This window comes from Cellulosimicrobium sp. NPDC030954 (assembly GCF_055571305.1).
Genome location: NZ_JBVIFN010000006.1, coordinates 120,798 through 135,175 on the forward strand (window position 1 = coordinate 120,798; position 14,378 = coordinate 135,175).

At 75.1% G+C, this 14,378-nt stretch carries 15 protein-coding genes and 1 riboswitch; of the genes, 5 read left to right on the plus strand and 10 right to left on the minus strand.

The features are described from left to right. The first annotated feature begins 93 nt into the window (after nt 1–93). Entirely contained in the window at nt 94–699 is a 606-nt protein-coding gene (locus tag ACZ402_RS13535) for a flavodoxin family protein (protein WP_375823295.1), read from the plus strand. 10 nt (nt 700–709) lie between these two features. Here ACZ402_RS13535 and ACZ402_RS13540 read toward each other — a convergent pair whose 3' ends face one another. The 6 genes from ACZ402_RS13540 to ACZ402_RS13565 all read right to left on the minus strand — a co-directional run bounded on the left by ACZ402_RS13540 (nt 710) and on the right by ACZ402_RS13565 (nt 4,421). Then, nucleotides 710–1,030, minus strand: a complete 321-nt coding sequence (locus ACZ402_RS13540; protein WP_375823294.1) for an ArsR/SmtB family transcription factor — start codon at nt 1,028–1,030, stop codon at nt 710–712. Then, nucleotides 1,027–1,512 carry an SRPBCC domain-containing protein gene (locus ACZ402_RS13545; protein ID WP_375823293.1) on the minus strand — a complete coding sequence of 162 codons (486 nt, stop codon included), beginning with the start codon at nt 1,510–1,512 and terminating at the stop codon, nt 1,027–1,029. The genes ACZ402_RS13540 and ACZ402_RS13545 overlap by 4 nt, the downstream gene beginning before the upstream one ends. Nucleotides 1,513–1,618: 106 nt before the next feature. Beyond that, a complete protein-coding gene (locus ACZ402_RS13550) occupies nt 1,619–1,996 on the minus strand; it encodes a fluoride efflux transporter FluC (RefSeq protein WP_375823292.1) in 378 nt (125 codons plus the stop codon). Beyond that, the gene (locus ACZ402_RS13555; protein WP_375823291.1) at nt 1,993–2,430 is read right to left on the minus strand and encodes a fluoride efflux transporter FluC; all 438 of its coding nucleotides are present in this window, start codon (nt 2,428–2,430) and stop codon (nt 1,993–1,995) included. Before ACZ402_RS13555 ends, ACZ402_RS13550 begins: the two co-directional genes overlap by 4 nt. Beyond that, on the minus strand, nt 2,427–2,975 hold the full coding sequence (locus ACZ402_RS13560) for a universal stress protein (RefSeq protein WP_375823290.1): 549 nt from the start codon (nt 2,973–2,975) through the stop codon (nt 2,427–2,429). Before ACZ402_RS13560 ends, ACZ402_RS13555 begins: the two co-directional genes overlap by 4 nt. Before the next feature lie 42 nt (nt 2,976–3,017). Beyond that, nucleotides 3,018–3,092, minus strand: a riboswitch (Fluoride riboswitch). A gap of 24 nt (nt 3,093–3,116) precedes the next feature. Continuing rightward, the gene (locus ACZ402_RS13565; RefSeq protein WP_375823289.1) at nt 3,117–4,421 is read right to left on the minus strand and encodes a hypothetical protein; all 1,305 of its coding nucleotides are present in this window, start codon (nt 4,419–4,421) and stop codon (nt 3,117–3,119) included. 136 nt (nt 4,422–4,557) lie between these two features. Here ACZ402_RS13565 and ACZ402_RS13570 point away from each other — a divergent pair, with 136 nt between their 5' ends. Further along, a complete protein-coding gene (locus tag ACZ402_RS13570) occupies nt 4,558–5,454 on the plus strand; it encodes a chymotrypsin family serine protease (RefSeq protein ID WP_375823288.1) in 897 nt (298 codons plus the stop codon). Nucleotides 5,455–5,650: 196 nt separating this feature from the next. Continuing rightward, nucleotides 5,651–6,088 (plus strand): hypothetical protein, encoded by a 438-nt coding sequence (locus ACZ402_RS13575; protein WP_375823287.1) that lies wholly within the window; start codon nt 5,651–5,653, stop codon nt 6,086–6,088. 33 nt (nt 6,089–6,121) lie between these two features. On the opposite strand, the gene ACZ402_RS13580 is transcribed toward ACZ402_RS13575, so the two are convergent. Next, the gene (locus ACZ402_RS13580; protein WP_375823286.1) at nt 6,122–6,778 is read right to left on the minus strand and encodes a GntR family transcriptional regulator; all 657 of its coding nucleotides are present in this window, start codon (nt 6,776–6,778) and stop codon (nt 6,122–6,124) included. A gap of 144 nt (nt 6,779–6,922) precedes the next feature. On the opposite strand from ACZ402_RS13580, the gene ACZ402_RS13585 reads away from it, so the two are divergent. After that, nucleotides 6,923–8,041: a 3-keto-disaccharide hydrolase gene (locus tag ACZ402_RS13585; RefSeq protein ID WP_375823285.1), complete on the plus strand. Its 1,119-nt coding sequence runs from the start codon at nt 6,923–6,925 to the stop codon at nt 8,039–8,041. Nucleotides 8,042–8,079: 38 nt separating this feature from the next. Here ACZ402_RS13585 and ACZ402_RS13590 read toward each other — a convergent pair whose 3' ends face one another. The 3 genes from ACZ402_RS13590 to ACZ402_RS13600 all read right to left on the minus strand — a co-directional run bounded on the left by ACZ402_RS13590 (nt 8,080) and on the right by ACZ402_RS13600 (nt 12,936). Continuing rightward, complete coding sequence (locus tag ACZ402_RS13590) at nt 8,080–8,652, minus strand: hypothetical protein (protein ID WP_375823284.1); 573 nt, start codon at nt 8,650–8,652, stop codon at nt 8,080–8,082. Between the two features lie 109 nt (nt 8,653–8,761). Further along, nucleotides 8,762–12,199, minus strand: coding sequence for a GH36-type glycosyl hydrolase domain-containing protein (locus tag ACZ402_RS13595; RefSeq protein ID WP_375823283.1), 3,438 nt, complete (start codon nt 12,197–12,199; stop codon nt 8,762–8,764). Further along, nucleotides 12,196–12,936, minus strand: coding sequence for a TetR/AcrR family transcriptional regulator (locus ACZ402_RS13600; RefSeq protein ID WP_087470391.1), 741 nt, complete (start codon nt 12,934–12,936; stop codon nt 12,196–12,198). The genes ACZ402_RS13595 and ACZ402_RS13600 overlap by 4 nt, the downstream gene beginning before the upstream one ends. 141 nt (nt 12,937–13,077) lie before the next feature. On the opposite strand from ACZ402_RS13600, the gene ACZ402_RS13605 reads away from it, so the two are divergent. Then, nucleotides 13,078–14,367, plus strand: coding sequence for an extracellular solute-binding protein (locus ACZ402_RS13605; RefSeq protein ID WP_375823282.1), 1,290 nt, complete (start codon nt 13,078–13,080; stop codon nt 14,365–14,367). Nucleotides 14,368–14,378 lie beyond the last annotated feature (11 nt).

Below are 14,378 nucleotides of genomic sequence, written 5' to 3' on the forward strand. Positions count from 1 at the left end.
TGACGCTGGACGGGACGGTGAAGCCACCCGCCGTCGGACGTCCGGGCGGAGGCACGACGACACCGCGCCCCGCCCGGCGACACGGGAGGACCCATGAAGGCGCTGTTCGTGAGCTGCACGCTCAAGAAGTCACCGGAGCCGTCCAACACCGAGGCGCTCGGTCGCGTGGTCGCCGAGGCGCTCCAGGACCGCGGCGTCGAGGTCGAGCACGTCCGGCTCGTCGACCTCGACGTCCTGCCGGGCGTCGTCACCGACGCCGGCGAGGGCGACGAGTGGCCGGGCGTGCACGAGCGGCTGCTGGGGTCACAGATCCTCGTCGTCCTCACGCCGACGTGGCTGGGCCGCCCGTCGTCGGTCGCCCAGCGCATGCTCGAGCGCATGGACGCGATGCTCTCCGAGGACGGGCCCGACGGCGCGCCGGTCGCCTACAACCGGGTGGCGGGCGTCGTGGTGACGGGCAACGAGGACGGCGCGCACCACGTCATCTCGGAGGTCAGCGGTGCGCTCGCCGACATCGGCTACACGATCCCCGGCCAGGCCTGGACCTACTGGAACCAGGGCCCCGGGCCCGGCCCGGACTACGTGCAGACCGGCCACGGCCACGAGTGGGCGCGGGAGACGGGCCGCCTCATGGCGCACAACCTGCACGCCGTCGCGACGGCGCTCGAGGCGCACCCGGTCCCCGCCCCCGGCTCCTGACCGACGACCGCTACGACTCCGCGATGCGCTTGATCGCCGCGAGGCGGCGGTCCCAGGCCGCGCCGATGGCCTCGAGGGCGCGCGCGGTCTCCTCCAGCCGGGCGCCGACCGCGCGGTAGCGGACCTCGCGGCCCACGCGGACGGACTCCACGAGCTCCACCTCCGCGAGCACCCCCAGGTGCTTCGCGATGGCCTGGCGGCTCACCGGCAGACGCTCGGCGAGCGCGGACGCCGAGAGGTCCGCGCTGCCGAGCTCCTGGAGGATCCGCCATCGCGTGTCGTCCGCGAGCGCCGAGAACACGGGGGCGAGCTCCGTCGCGGGTGCGGTCACGCGCGACCGCCCTCGGCCGCGAGCGCCCCCTCGAGGAGCTCGACGAGCTCGTCGAGCTCGCTCGTCCACCCCTGCTGGTGGCTCTCGAGCAGCCCGTCGGGGTCGGCGACGAGGTCGAACCCGGTCTCGACGACGCGCAGGACGGTCGTCGGCCCCTGAGGCTCGAGCGTGAAGCGCGCGACGGTCGAGCTGGTCTCGTCCATGACCTGCCCCACCGGGGTCCCCCACCGGAAGGCGAACGCCGTCGTGGGGTCGTACTCCTCGATGCGCACCTGGACGTCGGGCGCGTCCGGCCAGCTGAACACGCCCTCGCCGCCGACGCGCAGGTCCGGCAGCTCGGTCCGCTGGCCGAACCAGCCGCTGATGAGGTCCTCCTGGGTGAGCGCCGCCCAGACGCGGGCCGCCGGGGCGTCGATGGTCACGGTCCGGGACACGGTGTACGACTCGCGGTCCACGACGGCCGGCTCGTTGGTGGTGGTCATGGTGCTTCTTCTCCGCTGGGAAGGGCAACTGCGTGCAACCCCAGAGTTGCACGGACCTCCACCCGGGCGCAACCCTCAGGTTGCACCAAATCGAAGGCGCGCCCGGTCACGCGCCCCCGAGCGCGATCCCCGCCACCGCGGCCGCGAGGCACACGACGAGCATCCCGAGCGCGTGCAGCAGCGCGACGGCGCCGCGGCCCGCGAGCAGGAGGCGCGCACCCTCCACGGAGGCCGTCGAGAACGTCGAGTAGCCGCCCAGGAACCCGACCCCGAGCACCGCCGCGACGTCCCCGTGCCCCGGGTGCGTCACTCCCCAGCCCGTGAGCAGGCCCAGGAGGAAGCACGCGGTGACGTTCACGACGACCGTGCCGAGCGGCGTCGACCACCGGTTGTGCCGGGCCACGAGCGTGTCCAGCAGGAACCGCGACGCCGCGCCGAGCCCACCGGCGAGGGCGACGAGCGCCAGCTCGGGCACGCCCGTCACCGCGCCGCACCGCCCCGGGCGACCAGCCGCCGTCGAGCCACAGCGGCGAGCGCGATCCCGCCCACCGCGGCCGCGACGCCGAGCGCGACGCTCCCCAGCGCGTACGCGGCGCCGAGGGCGGCGTGCCCCCCGCTCGCGAGCCGCTCGACCTCGACGACGAACGTCGAGTACGTCGTGAAGCCGCCGAGCACGCCCGTCCCGCAGCCGAGGCGCACGCCCCGCCGCCACCCGGCGTCCGGACCCGAGCGGAGCAGCGTCTCGAGCAGCACGCCGAGCACGAACGACCCCGCGAGGTTGATCCAGAACGTCGTCCACGGCCACGACCCGGGCACGGGGGCGAACGCCTGCTCGAGGAGCGCGCGCGCCGTCGTGCCGACCGCTCCCCCGACCGCGACGAGGCCCGCGAGCGCGAGGAGCGGGGTCCGTCGTCTCACCTCTCCCACGGCGTGCGGAGCTCCTTCCAGTCCACGACCGCGAGGGGGACCGTGAGCACGGGGCGGTGCTGGTGGTGGGCCAGGTGCGCGGCGACGGACCCCTCGACGAGCTCGCGCAGGTGCGCCGTCGACCCGGGCGCGCGCGTCCCCACGACGATCACCGCGGCGTCGACCGCCCGCGCGAGGTGCGTCAGCGCGCGGTCGGGGCGGCCCGCGAGGTAGCGCAGGCCCCACGCCACGCCTGTGCCCCGCAGCCCCGCGTCGACCTCGTCCCGCAGGCGCGCCTCGACGTCCTGCCAGATGTCGTCGGCGGAGTCCGGGTCGAGCGGCGCGTGCGTCACCGAGCCGTCGGGGTGCTCCTCGACCACGTGGCGGGAGGTGTCGGCGTACGCGGCGACGACGCGCGACCCGGCGGCTCCCGCCCAGGCCGCGGCCGTCCGCACGACCAGCGGGTCGCCGCCCGGCACGACGCCCACGACCACGGGGTGCCCGGCGAACGGGACCATGCGGTCGAGCGCGGGCTGGGGCACGGGTCTGGCTCTCATGCGGACCTCTTCCCGCGGGCAGCACCCTGCCCGCCGACGTGCGACGAGACAGGAACCATCAGCCCTGGCGGCGGTTCGGGCGGCTATGCCCCGGCGGGATCCATCACCGCCCCCAGGGTAACCAGCCCGGCCGCCGACCGCTCAGCCGGCCTTGGTGTCCAGCCACTTCTTCTCGCCGAACGACTTGGCGAGCTCGTGGTCCGTGATGACGAACCCGACGGCCTGCGCGACGGGCAGGATCTGGTCGCGCTCCAGCCCGTCGTCGATGCCGAGCCGGTACAGCATGACGACGGTCCCGGTGTTGAGCATGACCCCCGGCGAGTCCCCGTCGTCGAGCAGCGCGTACGAGCCCTGGAACCCCGGCTGCGGCACCGCGGCGGCGAGGGTGGGGTGCGCAGGGCCCGAGGTGTCGGCGAGGGGGTCGCCCTCGGGTGCGGCGTTGAAGGCGGCGGCCACGCGCTCGGCCTCCTCCTCCGACCCGACGTCCACCAGGACCAGGTCGAGCGCGAGGGTCGGGCCGTCGTCGGACACGACGCGGGCCTCGAACCCGGCCTGGCACGAGCCCGCGATCGCCTCGATGGCGGGGATCGCGGGCAGGTCGTCGCACGCGAAGTCGCGCCGCGCCACGAGCGCGATGCGGTCCTCGTTGACGAGGTAGTCGTTGTCGGAGAAGTAGTCCCACGACATCGGCGCCAGCGCCGGGCCCGACTCCGGGTCCATCTCCGCGCCCGCGCGGTACTGCTGCTCGAGCCACGGGTCGTCGTCGGTGACGTCGGTGTCCACCGGCTCCTCGGTCGCCTCCGGCTCGTCGGTCTCCTCCGGCTCCGCCGGGGTGTCCGTCGCGGGCGCCTGCTCGGCGGTCGTCGGCTCCGGGGCGGGCGACGCGTCGTCGCGCACCGCGAGCCACACGCCGAGGCCGCCCGCGACGAGCACGAACGCCCCCACGCCCGCCAGGACGGGGACGAGCCACTTCCGCGAGCCGCGACCGGGCGGCGTCGTGTACGGGGAGAAGCCGTAGGGGTCCGACGACGGGGCCGGCGGCCCCGGCACGACCGTCGCGTCGTCCGGCGCGCCGTAGGCCGGCCCCGACGCGTACGGAGCGGGCGGGCTGCCGTACGGCGCGCCGGGCGCCGACGGGCCCGCGTACGGGCCGGGAGGCGGTGGCGGCGGCGCGTACCCCGGCGCCGTCCCCGCGGGCGGCCAGGTCGCCCCGGTGTCCGCGGGCGGGAGCGTCGCGTGCGGGTCGCCCTGCTGCCCGGGGCCCCGGCGACCTCCCGTGCCGTAGGGGTCGGTGTCGTACGGCGCCTGCGCGTGGGGGTACCCGTAGCCGGAGGCGGAGGCGCCCTGTCCGCCCGGGCTCGTCCCGCCGTCGTCCCCGTACCGTCGCGGCGGCCGCATGACGGTGTGGTCGTCGACCGGCTCGTTCGGGTCGGTGGGGTGGGACATCGGACGGGTCCTCTCGTCGCGGGCGGCTCGTGCAGGGTAGCGGAGTCGCGCGCGCGGTCGTGCGGGACCCTCACGGCCCACGACGCACGTGGCGCCACCCCTGGCGCGCGGACCGTCGGGACGCCAGGATCGGTCCATGGGGAGACGACTGCACGTGGCGCTCGGCACGATCTGTGCCCTGGCGCTCGGCCTGGGCACCGCGACCGCGCTCGGGCAGGACGCCGGCGCGGCGACGGGAGGCACGGTCACGGCCGTCGCCGCTCCCGGCGTCACGGCCCCGGCGGCAGGGGGCTACGTCTTCCGGCCCGGCGACCCCATGATCTTCCACAACGGCGGGACGGCGTCCGGGGGCTACGAGGGCGCCTGCACGGGCGGCTACGCGGTCGCCGGGGACAGCGGGACCTTCCTCCTCGGTCCGCGAGCGTGCTCGGTGATCTTCTCGTCGGTGCGAGGCAGCGACCGCCTCTACGGCTGGACGTTCTCCCAGAACTACCCTGACGGGAACGCCCTCGTGCGCGAGGTCCCGGGGGACGACGCGTACCAGGTCGTCCGCGACCCACTCACGGGGAGGACGCCGGGCGACGGCCGCGTCGTGGGATGGACCGCGTCCGCGGCGCAGCCGCGGGGGATGCTCGTGGGCAAGATGGGAATCGGGAGCGGCTGGACCGAGGGCCGGATCACCGGGGCCGTCATGTTCCGCGGGATGACGCTGCTCTGCACGGACATGCGCACGGACCTCGGCGACGCGGGCGCCCCGGTCTGGCGCTCGGACGCCACCGGCCTGCGCGCGCTCGGCACGATCCAGGCGTACGACCCGAGCACCCGGACCGGGTGCTACCGGCCGATCCAGGAGACCTTGGCGATCTACGGCGCGCACCTCCCCACCTTCGGGCCGTCGCAGGGCCGCCCGGGCTTCGGCACCCTCGCGCCGGGGATGCCGTGGCTCGACGGCGGCGACGCGTTGGCGGTACCCGTGAAGAACATCCCGGTCGGCACGGACTGGCGGGCGCCCGTCGCCCCGCTCGGCTCCTGACACCACCCCTGCCGCGGCGGGTCGTCCGTACGGCGGACGGCGTGTGACCTGTCTGACGGGTGATCTCCTCCCCAGGGTGGACACGCCCGCGGGGCGGGCAGCGTACGCTGCGGGTGGGTCACCGGACGACGGGCAGGGGGAACTACCGCTCGACCGACGAGAGACCGGACCGCCGTCCGACCCGCAACCAGCGCTCATGAACATGCTCACCTGGACTGCCGTAGACAACGGGACCTGGCGTGCCCGCAACGCGTCGCGCGAGTACGTGATCCGGCGCGACGACGCCGACACGTGGACGCTCGACGGGCCGGGACGCACCTGGGTCGCGCTGCCGAACCTCGAGGTGGCCAAGGAGGTCGCCGCGCTCGCCGACGAGGTCCACCACGACGACGACAGCATGACCAGCTACCACGTGGTCACCGCCACGGGCGCCCGGCGCGGCGAGCCGTTCGGCGCGGACAGCGACGAGGACGCCATCGACGTGCTCCGCGCGCGACGCCGCGCGGGCAACCTCCCGCTCGCGCCGTTCCGGCTCGAGACGAGCGACGGCCGCCTGGTCGGCTCGTGGCAGAAGGCCGTGGAGATCCCGGCCCGCCCGGCGACGTCGCACGAGGGGACGTCCGGCCCCGTCTGAGGTCGCGGCGTCCCGGCGCCGACGTCGGGTCGCTCAGCCCCCGGCGCGCAGCGCCGCGACGTGCGCGGCGCGCTGACGACGGCTGCTGTCCACGTGCGCCTCCGCCAGCGTGGCGGCACGCGCGCCGTCCCGCGACGCGACCGCCTCGAACAGCTCCGCGTGCTCCTCGGTCACGTGCGCGAGGTCGTCGTGCTGCGACAGCGCCCAGCGCACGCGGCTGCGGATGCCCTGCATCATGTCCCGCAGGAGCCGGTTGTCCGCGAGCTCGGTCACGATCTCGTGGAAGTCGGCCGCCGAACGGCGCGACCCGACGCTGTCGGCCGTGCGCGCCCCCTCCTGCTCGCTCGCGAGCGCGCGCCGGAGCCGGTCCAGGCCCTCGGCGCCGTGCCGCTCCGCCGCGAGACGGAACGCCAGCGGTTCCAGCACCTCACGGACCTCGTCGAGGTCGGCGAGGTCCGCCTCCGAGAACTCCCGCACCACCGCCCACGTGTGCGGCCGCAGCACGACGAGCCCTTCCCCCTCGAGCGCCTTGAGCGCGTCGCGGACGGGGATGCGACTCACGCCGAAGTCGGCTGCCAGGTCCCGCTCGACCAGCCGGGACCCCGGGACGCGCACCCCGTCCAGGATCTCGTCGCGCAGCATCGCCGCGACCCGGGCGGACTCCAGCACTCGCTCCTCGGCTCCGGACACCGGTCGATTCTCCCACCGCGCCCGACGCGCGCACGCGGGTGCGGACGGGCGGGGCCCCCGGGTGCGCGCTCGCTCCCCGTGCCGTGGAGAGCGCCCGGCATCCGTGGGAGGGTGGAGGGACACGCGTCGAACGAGGGAGTTCCGATGTCGAGCACCACCCGTCCCCCCGTCCTCCGCCGGGCGCACCGCGCCCGCCTCGCCGGGGCGGTCGCGCTCGCCGTCGGGGTCGCGCTCGCGGCGCCGGCCGCGGCGGTCGTGCCCACGGCACCCGAGACCGCGGCACCCGGCGCCGCGGTACCCCGGGCGGCGGCGCCCGACGACGGGTACGACGTGATCTTCGACGGCACCGCGGCGTCGTTCGAGGCCTGGGAGTACGCGGGCGACGGCGGTTTCGACCTGCTCGACGACGGCACGATCCGCTCCCGCGCGGGCGCGGGCGGCGGGTTCGGGACGCTCTGGTACCCGGTGCGCCAGTACGGCGACTTCTCGCTCGTCGTGCAGTTCCGCGACGACGCTCCCGGCGACGCGCGCGCCAACAGCGGCGTCCAGGTCCGGTTCCCGGACCTCTCCGGGCCCGTCGACGGGTGCCCGACGACGTTCAACGGCAACGAGACCGGCAACCTCTCGTGGATCGCCGTGAACTGCGGCCACGAGATCCAGGTGAACGACTCGCCCGAGGGAGGGTCGAACGACCCGCGCAAGACCGGCTCGGTCTACGGGTTCGCCGACATCGGGCTCGACCGCGCCCGACCCACCGCGAAGGGCACGTGGAACGAGCTGGAGGTGCGCGTCGTCGGGCAGCACTACACCGTGATCCGCGACGGGGTCGTCATCAACGAGTACGAGAACCTGCCGGGCGTCCCGTTCCCCGACCGCCCGCTCGACCCGGACTCCAGCAGCCGCGGCCTCGTCGGGTACGTCGGCCTGCAGGCGCACGGGTCCGCGCCCGACGTCGTCACCTACCGCGACGTGCGGGTCCGCGAGCTCCCGCCCGTCCACGTCGAGGTCGACGCGCGGTGCCTGGCCGGGACGGCGCACGTCGCCGTGCGCGCGCTGAACGTCGGGGAGGACGCCGTGGACCTCACCCTCGGCGCGGCCACGGGCGAGCGCTCGTTCGCCGACGTCCGGCCGGGCCGCAACGCCTACCAGGCGTTCAGCACGCGGGCAGCGTCGGTCGAGGCGGGCACGGCCACGCTGACGGTCGCGGGCGACGACGGACCGGTCGTCGTCGAGACGCCGTACGCCGGGGTCGACTGCGGCTGAGCAGGGCGGGCGTCCTGGTCGGCCTGCCCGGGTGACCGTCAGAAGTACTGGCTGGCCGCCTGGTAGCCGCTGATCGCGCCCAGGATGAAGCCCACCGCGGTGCACGCGATCGCGACCCCGAGCGCGATCTTCGCCGTCTTCTCGTTCCGGCGGACCGCGATCGCCGAGAAGACGATCGCGAGCACGCCGAACACGATCGGCAGGAAGAACACCGCGATCGGGCTGAACACGTATGCGAGGATCGTGCGCCACGTCATCGGCTGCGGGCCGACGGGGGCGTACGCGCCGTAGCCGGGCTGGCCGTAGGGGGCGCCGTACGGCTGCTGGCCCTGCGGCGGGTACGGCGCCCCGTAGGGCTGCTGCCCCTGCGGCGCGTACGGCGCCACGGGCGGAGCCTGCGGAGCCATCTGCCCGTAGGCCGGCTGGTGCTGCTCGGGCTGCGCGGGCTGGCCGTACGCGGGCTGGCCCTGGCCGTACGGCGCCTGCGCCCCGTAGGGACCGGGGGCGGCCGGCTGCCCGTAGGCGGGCTGGCCCTGCCCGTACGGCCCGGGGGCCTGCGGGGGCTGCTGGGCGTCGCCGCCCGGGTGCTGCTGATACGGAGGCTGGCTCACGGCGTGTTCCTTCGTCGCGGGTGTCGCCGTCCCGACGGCGGCGTGGTCCGAAGGCTAGCGCCTCCGACCCACGCGCGGGGAACGGCTCGGGACGGCGAGATCTCGGGGTCTACGACCCCGCGGGCACGGTGATCTCGACGAGCGTCGCGTCACCCAGGTCGCCCGTCGCGATGACGACGCCGCGCTCGCGGTAGTCGCCCGCCCGCGGGGTCGTGGGGACGTCGACGAGCGCGCCGAGGTCGGACCCTGCGCGCACCCGGACGCTCTCGCCCGGCTCGGCGACCCGGTAGACGACCCGGCGCGTCCGCCCGGCGAGCGAGAGGTCGACGGCCAGGCCGTCGGCCGCGGCGGGCAGCACGGGGTCGACGACGAGCGCGCCGGTCGACCCCGAGCGCTCCGTGAGGCCGAGCACGCCCTGGACGAGCTGACGCAGGTAGATGCCCGGCCCGCTGGAGTACACGCGCCACCCGCCGCGCACGCCCACCGTGCCGTCGCGCAGCCGGTCGAAGTCGCGCGCGAAGCTCTGGCGGTCCGGGAAGTCGGCGTCGCTCGACGAGAAGTACGCGTTGCGCTGCCGCGGCGCGGCGTGCGCGAGGCGACGACCCAGGTCGACGGGGCTGATGCGCAGCAGCTCGTCGAGCGCGCGGCCGCGGCCCAGGGCCGCGAGCGCCTCGACGTAGCGGATGTGCGCGTGCACGTACATGAGCCCGATCTCGCGGCCGACGTTCGCCGCCTGCTCGGCCCGCAGGAACGTGTGCGGGACGCCCTCGTCGAACGCGGCGGGGTGGTCCATGAGGCGCACGCCGTCGGGGAAGTGGAGGTGCTCGACCACGAGGCGCTCGTGGTGGTCCGCCTCCTCGGGCGTGAGGATGCCCGCGATGATCGACTGCGTCATGGGGATGAGGCGGTACCGCATCCCGGAGACCGTGTCGGACGGGTGGATCACGAGCTCGTCGCCGTCGGACCCGTGCCGCACGTACCCGGCCAGGACGCCGTCGACGAGCGCGCGCTCGCGCAGGTCGGCACGCACCTCGGCGGCCAGGGCCCCGGCGCGCGCCGAGAGGGCGGCGTGGTCGCCGCTGCCGGACGTGGTGCGGGCGAGCAGCTCGGCGGCCTGCACGAGCAGCGCGGACGTCCACGTGGACGCGAGGTCCGTCCGCATGCGCGGGTCGGCGGGCTGGAGCGTGTCGTCCCAGTCGCCCTCGCCGTACGCGGGCAGGGCGGTGCCGGGCAGGCGATCGCGGTCGAGGTGGTCGAGCAGGCGGGCGACGTGGTCGCGGACGGTCGCCTCGGCGTCGGGCCCGGTCCGCGCGGGGCGACGGTGCGCGTGGTCCCAGAACGGGACCGGCTCGTCGAGCACCGCGAGGTCGCCGCTCGCCTCCAGGTACTGCGCGAGCGCGAACAGCGGCCACACCACGACGTCGCCGTGCGAGGAGTCGTTGTAGCGCTCGCCGTACGCGTCGAACATGAACCACTGCGGGAACTCGCCCCACGTGTGCTGGTGCGCGAGGACGCGCAGCACGATCGCCCGCGCGACGTCGTGCCGCCCGCCTGCGAGCGCGAGCTCGAACGGTCCCTGGCACACGTCGCGCGTGCCCCACGCCGCGCCCGAGTACTGCTCCAGGCCGTGCGGGACGAGGAAGTGGATCAGGGCGTCGTGCGCGTACCAGAGCACGAGCAGGTCGAGCTCCTGCGTCTCCAGCTCCGCGTGGGGCGCGAACCGCAGGCCGCGCACGACCCCCCGGACGGTCGCGAGGTGGCCCGCGAGGGTCGCGCCGAGGTCGGCGAGCGGGTCGTGCGCAGGCTCCGTGAGGGCGAGCGCGGCGTCGGGTCCCTGGAGCGAGGCGGTGATCGCGACCCGGAGCGCGCCGGTGTCGGTCGTGCTCGTGAGGCGGTGCGCGGTCCCGGCGGACGTGCCCGCGGGAGCCTCCGGGTCGAGCGCGACCGGCGCGCTCGACGCCACGACGTACCGCAGGTCCGGGTAGTGCGCGTCGACGTCGCCGCCCGGGACGGGGTGCACGACGACGGCCTCGCCGGCGTCCGCCGCCGGGGCCACGTGCTCGACGACCCAGCCGCCCGCCTCGTCGTCGAGCTCGAGGGTCGCGGTGACGTGCAGTGGTCGGTCGCAGCGCACGTCCACGTCGATCCGGTTCTCGCGGTCGTGCGCGACGGTCCGCACGTCCACGCGGCCGAGCGGCGTCTCGTAGACCCAGCGGACGCCCCCGACGTCGAGGACGAGCGCGGAGGGCAGCCCGAGCAGCCGGGGCCCGTGGCCGTCCTCGACGAGCACGCGCAGCCCGCTGCTGCGCAGCAGGTTGAGGTGGTGCCGGTGCACGGTCGCGAGCCGGTTGGCCGTGGTGTTGCCGAGCACGACGTGCGAGGCGAAGACCCCGGGCGCGAACGCCGTCGTGGAGAGGACGTCGTCGGTGGGCAGCACGTCGTCGCCCGCCTTGAGCACGTGCCCGTGCGAGCGCTCGGTCACGGTGTCCTTGCGCGCGTCGACGACGTGCGTCCCGGTCGCGGTGAAGAACGACAGCAGCGTGCCGTCGGCGTCGCGCTCGGGCAGCAGCACGTCGTCAGAGCCGAGCCCGACGGCGGCGAGCAGGTCGGCCTCGCCGAGCTCGTCGCCCGCGAGGAGCGGCGCGTCGCGCAGCACGGACCCGGACCGCGGCAGCGGGGTGGTCGCGCGCTCGTCCGCCGCGGCGGCGACCGCGGCCGCGGCCCAGCCTGCCACCTCGTCGAGGTGCGCGGCGAGCGGGCCCGGCGCGTCGGGGTCGACGACGGTCACCGCGTGCACGCGGGCCGTCCCGCCGGACAGGTCGAGGGGACGCGAGACGAGGGTCGGCATCGCGTACTCGTACTGGAGCACGCCGGAGTCCACGGGCCCGAGCAGGCCGTGCGGGACGCCGTCGCGCCGCGCCCGCGCGGTGAAGACCTGGAGCGAGTCCGTGAGGTGCGCGACCGCGCCCTCGACGAGGAACGCGACGGCCAGCGGGAGGCGCGGCTGGGCGGACATGGTCTGCCGGCTGACGAGCACGGTGCCCGCGTCGGGGTGCTCCATCGCACGGTGCAGCAGGTACTGGCACACGTACGGCTCGCTCGACAGCGCCGCGGCGGGCGGCGCGAGCGCGAGGTCCTGCGCGTGCACGACGTCGTAGCGGACGTCCGCGGGCGTGGCGGGCCCGGCCGTGAGGTCGACCCGCCAGACGAGCGTGCGCCCGTCGAGCGTCAGCGCGACGCGCGTGGCGAGCCCGAGCGCCTCGCCCGACCACACGACGCGGTCGGTGCCGACCTCGACCGACGTCACCGCAGGTGACGACCCCGTGAGTCGCGCGACCTCGACGCCGCCGTCCGCGCGGGTCGCGCGCAGCAGGACGCCGCCGGGCATGCGGTCGTGCTCGCCCGGCAGGTACTGGTTGACGAGCAGGCCGCCCGTGCTCACGGCGCGCACGTCACCCCCGCCGGTGAGCTCGACGGTCAGCTCGCCCGAGGCGAGCGTCGCGCCCGCGAGGGGGGTCGTGCGTGCGGGGCTGGCGGTGAGGGTCACGCGGTCTCCTGCTCGGTGGTGCGGGTCTCGGGTGCTGCGGGGGTCGTGCCCTCGGGGCGCAGCAGCGCGAGGAACTGGTCGAAGAGGGCGACCATGTCGACGTTGTCGGGGTCCAGCAGCCACTGGAGCTGCAGGCCGTCCATGACGGCGGAGAAGAGCTGGCCGATCGCCTGCGGGTCGACCTCGGGGCGCAGCTCGCCGCGCGCGACGGCGTCCTGGAAGCGCGTGTCGTCCTGGTGGCGCAGGGCGCGGTAGCGGTCGCGCACGACGTCGTGGGCCGGGTGGGCGGTGTCCGTCGCCTCGGCGGCGACCACCACGTGCAGGGACACGAGGCCGGGGGTCTCGGCGTTGCGCCGGACCTGGTCGCGGATGGTCGTGAGGAGGTCCGCGCCGGCGGCCTCGTCCTCGGTGCGGCGCACGAGGTCGCGCCGGTCGCGCTCCTCGAGCGTCGCCGTCAGGAGGCCCGCCTTGCTGCCGAAGTGGTGCAGGAGCCCGGCCTCGGAGATGCCGACGCGCGCCGCGATCTCGCGCAGCGAGCTGCCGCGGAAGCCCTGCTCGCCGAACACCTCGACGGCCGTGCGCAGGATCTCGCGACGGCGCTGCTCGCCCCGGACGATGCGTCGGTCGGGCAGCCCGGCCGCCGTCGTGCCGCGGGTCGCGGTCGTCGTCGCTCGGTTCCCCACGGCCCCCGCCGTCCCCGTCGTGGCGCCGCCACCTGCGGAGTCGCTCTCGTTCATCACCGTCTCCTTCGCCAGTCTCTCGGCGCCAACGGTACGGCCTGGACGCCCCGGTTGAAAATACTAACCGAGCGCACGCTAAGGTAGTTTCCACAGCGGCTCACACCAGACGAGCCGACTGCTCGATGAGGAGGATTGCTCATGAAGCTCGGACGCAAGGCGGTCGCCATCGGCGTCGTCGGACTCCTGGCCCTGACCGCGTGCGGTCGCGCGGACGACGAGTCGACGGGTGAGGGGACCGCAGCCGGGTCCACCACGACGGTCGACGACGCCCCCGCGGAGGGTGACATCACGATCTGGGCGATGGGTGAGGAGGGCGAGAAGCTGCCCGACTTCGTCCAGGGCTTCACCGACGAGAACCCCGACGCGAACGTCGAGGTCACCACGATCCCGTGGGCCGACGTCATGACGAAGTTCCAGACCGCCGTCGCCGCGGGTACCGTGCCCGACGCCATCATGATCGGCTCGTCCTTCATGCCGACGATGGTCGCCACCGGCGGCCTCGCGCCCGTCCCGGACGGCCTCGTCGACAGCGCCGACTTCGTCGAGGGCGCGGCCGCCTCCACCGTCGCGGACGGAGTCGAGTACGGCGTGCCGTGGTACGTCGAGACCCGTGTCCTGTACTACCGCTCCGACCTGGCCAAGGCGGCCGGGGTCGAGGCGCCCACGTCGTGGGAGGAGCTCACCGCCTTCGCGCAGGCCATGCAGGCGAACGGCTCGACCTACGGCCTCCAGCTCCCGATGGGCGACGCGGAGGACTCCACGCAGGTCATCCTGCCGTTCTACTCGCAGGCCGGCGGTTCGGTCCTCAACGAGGCGGGCGACGCGTTCGACCTCGACAACCAGGCGATGATCGACGCGCTCGACTACTACGCGTCGTTCTTCACCGAGGGTCTGTCCCCGCTGTCGGGCTACGGCGACTCGCAGAACAGCGCGTTCGTCGACGGCTCCGACCCGGCGTTCATCTCCGGCCCGTGGATGGTCAACGTGCTCGCCGACCTGCAGGGCGAGGACTGGGTCGAGCAGAACGTCGCCACCGTCCCGGTGCCCGCGGGCTCCGCGAACAACGACTCGTACATCGGCGGCGGCCACCTCGGCGTCTTCGCCGAGGCCGAGAACCCCGACGGCGCGTGGAAGCTCGTGCGCTGGCTCGCCCAGCCCGAGACGCAGCAGGCCTGGTTCGACGCCACGAGCGACCTGCCCGCCCTCACCACCGCGTGGGACTACGAGCCGCTGACGTCCAACCCGCGCACCCAGGTGCTCCAGGAGCAGCTCGACAACACGATCGCCCCGCCGACCGTGCCCAGCTGGGACGAGCTCTCCGCGACGATCGAGACCGAGGCCGAGAAGGTCGCGAACGGTCAGGTCACGTCCGAGGACGCCGCGAAGGCGATCCAGGCCAAGGCCGACACGCTCGGGCTCGGCTGGTAACAGGGCCCGTC

Excerpts from the sequence above, each read along its gene's own strand:
- ACZ402_RS13535 (WP_375823295.1), top strand. The coding sequence starts at position 94 with ATGAAGGCGCTGTTCGTGAGCTGCACGCTCAAGAAGTCACCGGAGCCG.
- ACZ402_RS13545 (WP_375823293.1), bottom strand. The coding sequence starts at position 1,512 with ATGACCACCACCAACGAGCCGGCCGTCGTGGACCGCGAGTCGTACACC.
- ACZ402_RS13560 (WP_375823290.1), bottom strand. The coding sequence starts at position 2,975 with ATGAGAGCCAGACCCGTGCCCCAGCCCGCGCTCGACCGCATGGTCCCG.
- ACZ402_RS13565 (WP_375823289.1), bottom strand. The coding sequence starts at position 4,421 with ATGTCCCACCCCACCGACCCGAACGAGCCGGTCGACGACCACACCGTC.
- ACZ402_RS13570 (WP_375823288.1), top strand. The coding sequence starts at position 4,558 with ATGGGGAGACGACTGCACGTGGCGCTCGGCACGATCTGTGCCCTGGCG.
- ACZ402_RS13575 (WP_375823287.1), top strand. The coding sequence starts at position 5,651 with ATGAACATGCTCACCTGGACTGCCGTAGACAACGGGACCTGGCGTGCC.
- ACZ402_RS13585 (WP_375823285.1), top strand. The coding sequence starts at position 6,923 with ATGTCGAGCACCACCCGTCCCCCCGTCCTCCGCCGGGCGCACCGCGCC.
- ACZ402_RS13600 (WP_087470391.1), bottom strand. The coding sequence starts at position 12,936 with ATGAACGAGAGCGACTCCGCAGGTGGCGGCGCCACGACGGGGACGGCG.
- ACZ402_RS13605 (WP_375823282.1), top strand. The coding sequence starts at position 13,078 with ATGAAGCTCGGACGCAAGGCGGTCGCCATCGGCGTCGTCGGACTCCTG.